The organism is Nocardia sp. NPDC051911, from assembly GCF_040681035.1.
GTDB lineage: Bacteria > Actinomycetota > Actinomycetes > Mycobacteriales > Mycobacteriaceae > Nocardia > Nocardia sichangensis.
Map to the genome: position 1 here is coordinate 1 of NZ_JBFAXY010000081.1, position 6,362 is coordinate 6,362.

6 protein-coding genes are annotated in these 6,362 nt (G+C 69.7%); 3 read left to right on the plus strand and 3 right to left on the minus strand.

Features of this window, described 5'->3' with window-relative positions:
* From AB0L97_RS38230 to AB0L97_RS38240, 3 genes are all read right to left on the minus strand, one after another.
* The coding region (locus AB0L97_RS38230; RefSeq protein ID WP_364439870.1) for an amino acid adenylation domain-containing protein at positions 1 to 1,577 on the minus strand (1,577 nt) is incomplete at its 3' end.
* 292 nt (positions 1,578 to 1,869) lie between these two features.
* A complete protein-coding gene (locus AB0L97_RS38235) occupies positions 1,870 to 2,853 on the minus strand; it encodes a LuxR C-terminal-related transcriptional regulator (RefSeq protein ID WP_355081484.1) in 984 nt (327 codons plus the stop codon).
* 143 nt (positions 2,854 to 2,996) lie between these two features.
* Complete coding sequence (locus tag AB0L97_RS38240) at positions 2,997 to 3,872, minus strand: M23 family metallopeptidase (protein WP_355081482.1); 876 nt, start codon at positions 3,870 to 3,872, stop codon at positions 2,997 to 2,999.
* Between the two features lie 206 nt (positions 3,873 to 4,078).
* Between AB0L97_RS38240 and AB0L97_RS38245 the strand changes: the two genes are divergently transcribed.
* The 3 genes from AB0L97_RS38245 to AB0L97_RS38255 all read left to right on the plus strand — a co-directional run bounded on the left by AB0L97_RS38245 (position 4,079) and on the right by AB0L97_RS38255 (position 6,254).
* Positions 4,079 to 5,125 carry a nitronate monooxygenase gene (locus tag AB0L97_RS38245; RefSeq protein WP_355081480.1) on the plus strand — a complete coding sequence of 349 codons (1,047 nt, stop codon included), beginning with the start codon at positions 4,079 to 4,081 and terminating at the stop codon, positions 5,123 to 5,125.
* A 62-nt stretch (positions 5,126 to 5,187) separates the two neighbouring features.
* Complete coding sequence (locus AB0L97_RS38250) at positions 5,188 to 5,580, plus strand: SCO5389 family protein (RefSeq protein WP_355081478.1); 393 nt, start codon at positions 5,188 to 5,190, stop codon at positions 5,578 to 5,580.
* Between the two features lie 125 nt (positions 5,581 to 5,705).
* Positions 5,706 to 6,254: an HD domain-containing protein gene (locus AB0L97_RS38255; RefSeq protein WP_355081476.1), complete on the plus strand. Its 549-nt coding sequence runs from the start codon at positions 5,706 to 5,708 to the stop codon at positions 6,252 to 6,254.
* The last annotated feature ends 108 nt before the right edge of the window (positions 6,255 to 6,362 follow it).

A 6,362-nucleotide genomic window follows, 5' to 3' on the forward strand; every position in this document is an offset into this window, starting at 1 on the left:
GGCAACGCCGCCCGATCCAACTTCCCCACCGGCGTCAACGGAATCTCGTCCAACACCACAATCGACGCCGGAATCATGTACCCCGGCAACGACTCACCGATGTACTCGGCGAGCGCGTCGGTGTCCAGGTCGGCGCCGGGGCGCGGCAGCACGTACGACACCAGTGCGGTCGCACCCGATGGCAGCGCCTTGCCCAGGGTGGCCGCGAAGTCGATATCCGGATGGCTGGTGAGAGCGTTGTCGATCTCGCCCAGTTCGATGCGGAAACCGCGGATCTTCACCTGGAAGTCCGAGCGGCCCAGGTATTCGATGACGCCGCCGTCCTGGCCGGCCGATTCGGTGCGTCGCACCAGATCACCGGTGCGGTACAGCCGCGCCGCCGGGTTGCCGCTGTCGGCGCCGAACGGGCTGGCGACGAATCGCTCCGCGGTCAGGCCCGGCCGGTTGAGGTAGCCCTGCGCCAGCGCGGGACCGGACAGATACAGCTCGCCGACCACCCCGGCAGGAACCGGCCGCAGCCGCGAGTCCAGCACGAACGCGCCGACGCCCGGGATGGCCGTGCCGATCGTGATGGGCTCGCCCGGCGTCATCGGCGGCGTGCTGGTGGCCAGGATCGTGGCCTCGGTGGGCCCGTAGCCGTTGTAGAACTCGCGCTCGGCCGCCCAGCGTCCGACCAGTTCCGGGCCGAACTTGTCACCTGCCACCACCACGGCCTGCAGGTCGTCCAGTCCGGCCGGATCCACCGATTCCAGGGCGCCCGGCGTGATGAGCATGTGCGTGACGTGCTCGCGCCTCAGCAGATCCGCCAGCTCGAAACCGCCGAACACCGTCGGCGGCGCGATCACCAGCGTCGCTCCGGAGGAGAAGGCCAGCAGCAGTTCCAGCACCGAGACGTCGAAGTTCGGCGAGCAGACGTGCAGAACGCGCGAGTCCTCCGTCACGCCGTAGTGCTCGCGCTCCGCGGCGACCAGCCCGGCCAGACCGCTGTGCGTGACCACGACGCCCTTGGGCTTGCCGGTGGAGCCGGAGGTGTAGATGACATAGGCCGGGTGCCGCTCGTCGAGCGGACGGACCCGGTCGGTGTAGGAGATGGGGTGCTCCGGGCGCGCGGCGATGCGCGCGGCCTGCACCGGGTCGTCCAGTTCGATCCAGTACACACCGGTGCCGAGCACCGGGCGGTGCGCCGAAGTGGTCAGACCCACCGTGGCGCCGGAGTCGGCGACGATGTGATTGATCCGGTCGGTGGGATAGGTCGGATCCACCGGCACGTAGGCCGCGCCGGTCTTGGCGATGGCCCAGACGGCGAGCACCGACTCCACGCTGCGCGAGATTCCGATGGCGACCACGTCGCCGGGCCCGACACCGCGCTCGATCAGCTCCCTGGCCAGCCGCGAGGACGCCGCGTCCAGCTCGGCGTAGGTGAGCTCCCGATCGTCGGCCGGGTCCCCCGTGGGGTTGAACCGGATCGCGACCTCGGTGGCGGCGGACTCGACCGCGGCGGTGAGCAGCTGCGCGAAAAGCGGACTGCCCGACCTGCGGCGACGGCTACCGCGAGCAGAGCGACGGGCGGTTTCCATTCGAGTGCATTCACCTCTCGGATCGAGCCAGGACCCGGGCTCTACCCTGCTCAGGGCTTGTTATCCGGGGCCAGCGCGGACCGAGCAATCATATAAGGGGCTGACCACTGAACCCGCGCGCTGTATTGGATTGCCGCGGATGCCGTCGGTACGGTCCGCATCCCCCTTGTCGAGTGCTGTCCTCTCGTAGGACACCATCCGCCCCCCTGGAATCGGTGTCTTGCCTGATCCCTGCCGTTATATCGGTACTTATGCCATCGTGTTGCACTAGTGCCCGAATCGGTGAGCTTGGTCACAGCCATCCGCGCCGCGTGGCCTGCACCCCCGCCTGGAATCTGGTGCTCGCCCCGAGGCGCTCCAGCAGCCGTGCGGTCCGGCGGACCACCGTGCGTCGGGACATCCCGAGTCGCCGCGCGATGGTGTCATCGGTCGCGCCGAGCCCCATCAGGGTCAGGATCGCGCGGTCGCGTTCGTCCAGCGCCTCCGCGGCCGGGTTCACCGAGATCGGCGCCGCCATCGTCCACAGCACGTCGAAGGTCTTGATCAACAACTCGAGCGTGGGGGAACCGGTGATGCGCAGACCCATCGGGTCGGGCCTGCGTTCGTCGGCGTGCAGCACCAGGCTGGCCCGCTCGTCGTCGCTGATGATCAATTTGAGCGGCGGCTCGGGCAGGGTTCTGGCCTGCGCACCGCCCGCGTTGGTGGACAGCGCGTGCCGCAGGCGCTCGGGGTCCTGATAGACGGTGTCCTGATACAAGGTCTGGTAGCGGATGCCGTCGGCGAGCCTGGCGCGTTTGAGTTCGAACAGTTGGCGCTCGCGCTCGGGATCGCTCAGATAGGGCCCGCGCTCGACCAGCTTGACGCAGCTGCGCGCGCCGGTCTGCATCTCCTCGAAATCCGCCAGCATCTCCAGCCGCTCGTACACCGGCACCACCGCGCCGTTGCCGCGGGGCGAGCGGCGCACCGAGCGGAACGTCTCGCTCAAGCGTGCTGCGGCGGCGTGCATCTGGTTGATCTCCTGCTGCCTGCGCCGAGCCTCGGCTTCGGACAACGATTCCGGCGCGTGCGCGTCCCACAGCGGTTCGCCGTCGGGCGACTCGACGCGGACCGCGGCGTGCAATTCACACAACACATCCAGCGAGTCCGCGGCGAGGTCTTCCGAAACGCCCAGGTACTGCGCGATATCGGCGAGACTCGACCGCGGATGGTGCACCAGCACGGCGTACGCGCGGCCGTGCGGTGACCCAGGCTCGAAGATGTCGCCCAGCTCGATCACGGCCCGAGCCTAGCGACCGACCGGTGTCCGTGGGGCAGCTCTACGAGACCAGGACGCGAACCGCCTCCCGCGTCACCGGGACGCGGGAGGCTTCGCTGCGCGCAACCGTGCGCTGATCGGAATATCAAGCCGGACAGGGAATGTCAGTGCGCCGACGGGCCCCACTCCAGGGGCACTCCCTTGGCGGCCAAGTAGGGCATCGGGTCGATCTTGGCGCCCGACTGGTCCCAGATCTCCAAGTGCAGATGCGGACCGGTGGACTGGCCCCGGTTGCCGACGGTGGCGATCACGTCGCCCGCGTTCACCCGCTGGCCCGCGTGCACGAACATCTCGTTCACGTGGCCGTAGACGGCGGTGGTGCCGTCGTCCTGCAGGATTCGCACCCACAGACCGAAACCGGAGGCGGGCCCCGCCTCGATGACGGTGCCGTTGCTGACCGAGTGGATCGGCGCGCCCAGCGAGTCGGCGAAGTCGAGACCGTAATGCATGGCGCCCCAGCGGCTGCCGAAGCCGGAGCTGATCTCACCGGCCACCGGGCGCACCGCGGACGCCGGAGCGACCTGCTGCTGCACGCCCTTGAGGGCCTCCTCGGCCTGCGCCAAGGGACCGATGACCTCCGGGGGAAGGTTGGGAATGCCGAACGGCGCCGCGACCGGTGCGGCGATCTGGCCCGCGACCGCGGCGGGCTCCGGCGCGGCCTGCGCGACCGGCTCGGCGGCGGCCTTGGCCTCGACGATCGGAAGGATGCTCGTACCCTTCACGGTGGAGGGCGCGGCCTGCGTCTCCTCGTCGGCATCGTGCGAACCGGGCAGCAGCGGCGACGCGTAAGCGAGCGCGGGAGCGACCTGGCTGGCAGCGCCGATCAAGGCGCCCGCGGCAACCGCCGCGGTGGCGGCGGCCTTGACTCGTTCGGTGGCGGACGGCTCGGCGCGGTGCCGCGTCGGACGGCCCGATTCGCCGCCGTCGCCGAGGAGGCTCTGGACGGTAATGGAACTTGGGCCTACACGGTGCTGCGACAAAGCTGAATCCTCGGTCGTACAACAGGGTCCGGGATGCCGGAGCCCTTGCGGAACCGGTTCGATAACGATCCGGTGAAGCCGGGCGGATAACGGTTTGGCATCCGTCGTGACGGGAACTCTACCGCGTCGTGACCATTCCGCAACCTTCCAGCGGAAAAACGCTGGTGAGGCCCGGGTCACATGTCCAGATACGCGACAATCGAACCGTGATCCTCGACCACTTGGACGTTCCGATCGCGCTCGCCCCCATGGCGGGCGGCCCCTCCACCCCTGAGCTGACCGCCGCCGTGGCCGAAGCGGGCGGTTTCGGCCAGCTGGCCGCCGGTTATCTGAGCGCCGCCGACACCGCGGCGCGGATCGCGGCGACTCGCGCGGCCACCGGCAAGCCGTTCGGCGTGAACCTCTTCGTGCCGGGCCCGCCGACTCCTCCCGCCGATCTGGCGGACTATCTGGCCGAACTCGGCGCCGAACACCAGCTGGGAGATCCGCGCTTCGACACCGACGACTGGGACGCCAAACTGGACCTGCTCGTCGCCGACCCGGTCGCGGCCGTGTCGTTCACCTTCGGCTGCCCGAGTGCCGCGGACATCGAACGGCTGCATGCCGCCGGTTCCGAAGCCTGGGTCACCGTCACCTCGGTCGTCGAGGCGCGCGTCGCCGTCGAGGCGGGCGCCGACGTGCTCATCGCCCAAGGCGCGGAGGCGGGCGGGCACCGCGCGACGTTCACCGATCGGCCCGCCGACGACGCCACCGACCCACTCGGGCTGTTGGCGCTGCTGCAATTGCTCTCCGCCGCCACCGACCTGCCACTGGTGGCCACCGGCGGCCTCACGACGGGCGCGGGCATCGCCGCCGCGCTCGCGGCGGGCGCCGCGGCCGCGCAACTGGGCACGGTGTTCCTGCGCTGCCCCGAGGCGGGCACCAGTCAGGTGCACCGCGCCGCGCTGACCGCCGACACCCCGACGATGCTCACCCGCGCCTTCACCGGACGCAGGGCACGCGGCTTGCGCAACCGCTTCCTGGTGCGGCACACCGCTACCGCGCCGACCGGATACCCGGAGATCCACTACGCCACCGCCCCGCTGCGAGCCGAGGCGCGGGCGGCGGGCAACCCCGAGGAGGTCAACCTCTGGGCGGGCCAAACCCATGAGCTGACACCGGAGCTACCCGCGGGCGAACTGGTCTCGACCCTGGCCGCCGACACGAAAGCCGCACTGGAAAAGGCACTTTCGCGCCGAATCCAGCATTATTGACAACGACTTTCGTTTAGACTTCAGTGGCATCGCATCGACGTTCAGCACTGGAGGAGAGCGCCATGTCCCTTGATGTCCCCACCGCAGTACTCGAACGCGCCGAACGCGGCGAGGTCGACGACGCCGACTTCGTCGAGGTCGTACGCAATTCGCTGCCCTACGCCTGGGAAGTGGTCAGCCGCGTAGCCGGTGAGCTGCGTTCCGGGACGGCCGAATTCGCCGACAACACGATCGCGCCGCCCGACGAGGTGGCGCGCGGGCAACTGCTGCGCGCCATGGCTTCCGACGCGATTCGCGGTGGGCTGGAGCGGCACTTCGGCGTGAAGCTCGCCTTCCAGAACTGCCACCGGGTCGCGGCGTTCCCGCTCTCCTCGGTCGGCGGCGAGACCTACACCACGTTCATCGGCACCCGGGCCCAGCTGCTCAACCAGAGCCCGGAACTGCGCAACTGCTGATCCACCGAATCGAACACCCGGCGCGGCAAACCGTTTCGCCCGCGCCGGGTGTTCTCGCGTATGCGGCGCCGTGCCCGCGCGTCGCCGCCGCCCGTCACGGACGGCTGCGCGTAGGGTGAACCGCCATGAGCAGCAACGATCTTCGCGATGAGGTCGAGGCCCGGCTCGCGCCGTGGCGCCAACAGCTCGGGGCGGACCGCGCCGCCTACACCAATCATGTGCTGCGGGTGCTCACGTTGTGCGATCTGCTGGCCGACGACCGGCAAACCCCGCCGAGCGCCCGTGAGGAGTTCCTGACCGCGGCCGTGCTGCACGACATCGGCATCTGGTCGGCGGGCAGCTTCGACTACCTCGCGCCCTCGTGCGACCAGGCGCGCGCCTGGCTGGCGAGCATCGACCGCGACGACCTGACCGGACTGGTGGTGGCGATGATCGACCAGCATCACAAGATCCGCCCGGCGGGCCCACCGCACGACCCGGTCGAGATCTTCCGGCGCGCCGACGCGATCGACGTCGAACTCGGCTTGCTCGGCCGGTTCGGCGTCTCGCGCGGAACCTACCGTGAGCTGGCGAAGCGCTATCCGAACCACGGCTTCCACCGCAAGCTCGTCTCCCTGGTCGCGCGGCGGGTGCGTAGTCACCCCGCGTCACCACTGCCGATGCTGAGGTGGTGACGCGGGGCAGCAGGGGTCAGGACAGGGTGGTGACCTCCAGGTCACCGTCGGCGTACTGGGCGCGTAGCCGCTTCTTGTCGAACTTGCCCACGCTGGTCTTGGGGACCT